This window comes from Rubrimonas sp., assembly GCF_036788415.1.
Taxonomy (GTDB): Bacteria; Pseudomonadota; Alphaproteobacteria; order Rhodobacterales; family Rhodobacteraceae; genus Rubrimonas.
Genome location: NZ_DAIQNN010000235.1, coordinates 1 through 1911, shown reverse-complemented (window position 1 = coordinate 1911; position 1911 = coordinate 1). Strand labels below are relative to the sequence as shown.

General features: G+C 71.2%; 2 protein-coding genes. Both read right to left on the bottom strand.

The window, feature by feature from the left end; genetic code table 11:
• Positions 1 to 904, bottom strand: a 904-nt coding sequence (locus V7Q31_RS19030) for a DUF2793 domain-containing protein (protein ID WP_333835406.1), incomplete at its 3' end; no start/stop codon positions are given.
• 18 nt (positions 905 to 922) lie between these two features.
• A partial coding sequence (locus V7Q31_RS19025) for a GTA baseplate fiber-binding domain-containing protein (protein WP_442976784.1) occupies positions 923 to 1911 on the bottom strand: 989 nt, incomplete at its 5' end.

Here is a 1911-nt window from a genome sequence, read left to right as displayed (position 1 = left end):
CGCGGACCTCCGTGGTCCCGTTCAGCACCAGCCGCCCGCGCAGGCGCGCGGTGGTCACGCTGTTGACCTTGTAGAGCAGCGTGGCGCCGAAGAGATAGTCGCCCGCGACGGGCGCGACGAAGCGGTTGTTGGCGGCGTCGAACGCTCCCTGGTCGTTCACGTCGGTGTTGTTGATCGCGATCTTGGTCCAGGTCCCGACGCCCACGTAGTTGTCGTAGTTGGTCCAGGCCTTGAACCGCGGCAGCCGGGGCTGGTCGACGATGCCGGTCGCGTTGTCGGCGATCAGCGCGTCGAAGAAGGCGCTACCGTCGGCGGAGACCGCGAGCCGGAAGCGGTTGGAGCCGAAGAGCCCGAGCAGCGCCTTCGTGACGAAGCCGGTCTGCAGCGTCAGGCCGAGATCGTCGGCCGCGGTCTCCTTGTTCATGGTGTAGAACAGATCGCCCGTGCCGCCTTCGGCAGCGGTGAGCGCGGTCCAGAGCGCGGCGTTCAGCTTCGCGGCGAAGGGGTTGGCGGCGTCGGCGCTCGTGCCGAGGCCAAGCCGGGTCAGCTGCTGCAGCGCCGCGGGCGTGGTCGAGACCCACGCCGCCCCGTCGAAGACGAGGAGCACGCCCTCGTCTTCGACCCACGTGCGCCATCCGCCGCGCGGCGGCAGGCGCATCCATGCGCCATCGACCCAGTACGCGACGCTGAGGTCCCAGCCCGCCCAAAGACCGGTGGCGCCGCTCGCGACGATATGCCGGTCGCCGTCGGCGGGGCTTGCCGGAGGCGCCGCGCGGGTGCGGTCGAGGACGGCCAACTGCACCATCGCGTCGAGCAGCCGCAGCGCCTCGTTGTGGGTGACGTGCTTCTGCGCCTGCGCGGCCATGATGTAGGGCAGCGCCAGATGCGTGGTGGCGTCGGACATCGGTGCCTCGTTGCTGGCTTACAGGTAGAGCGTGACGCTCCTCGGCGCGCCCCGCCCGACCCGGGCGGAGAGCTGGACGATGCGGATGTCGAGCGTGTCGCCGGGGCCGAGGGGCGCGCCCCAGTCGGCTGTCTGCTGGGCGGCCGTGTAGACCGCGCTGGTCGTGGTGGTGCTCAGCACCCGCTTTACGGTTGCGCAGTCGAAGATCTCGACCTCGTAGGCCTCCAGGTCTTCCGCGAGCGGAACCTCGAGCCCGGCCCAGCTGTCCGCAGCGAGCGCGCGGGACCGGCGCGTCCAGCGGATCGTCAGATCGCCGGGCGCGCGTGCTGTCCGCCAGGGCTGCTCGACATGGGCGGCCGAGAACGGCCTCAGCCCGATGCCCGCGGGCGTGAAGGCCCGTGCGATGTAGGTCTCGTCGCGCACCGGTCGGCTCGCCGGACCAATGCGCCAGTTCCAGGGGATGCCAAGATCGGCCTCGGTGATCGGCAGGGCTGCGAGACTGTCGTCGAGCACCACCACCCGCGCTCCCGCAGGCGCCGGGTCGCCCATGGCGCCTTCCGTCCCGCGCTGGCCGCGCAGCAGCCGGGTCAGGCGATACCGGCCGGGCGCCAGCAATTCCGCTGCGCCCGCCTGCACGATCTCCCAGGCGCCCGGCGCGCTCTCGATGGCCAGCGCGTTGGCGCCGCCGAAGAGCGCGAGGTCAGTCACGCTCTCCAGCGTGCCGGAGAGCATATCGACGACGGCCACGTTGCCGAGGTCGAAGCGGGATGTGGGCCCGGCATAGAGATCGGTCACGAGCGTCCCGATCCGGGCGCGACTGCCGAATGTGGTGAGCAGATCGAAGCCATCAGTCGACGGGCTTCGGAACACCGCGATCTCGCCAGGCCACGGCACGGCGTGCGCCGCGATCAGGGGGCGGTGCGCGGGCTGATCCTCGGTCAGCTGCGGCAGGTCGAGGATCACCGCCTCCGGCGCGCCGAACACCACCGCCTTCGACAGCGACGCGG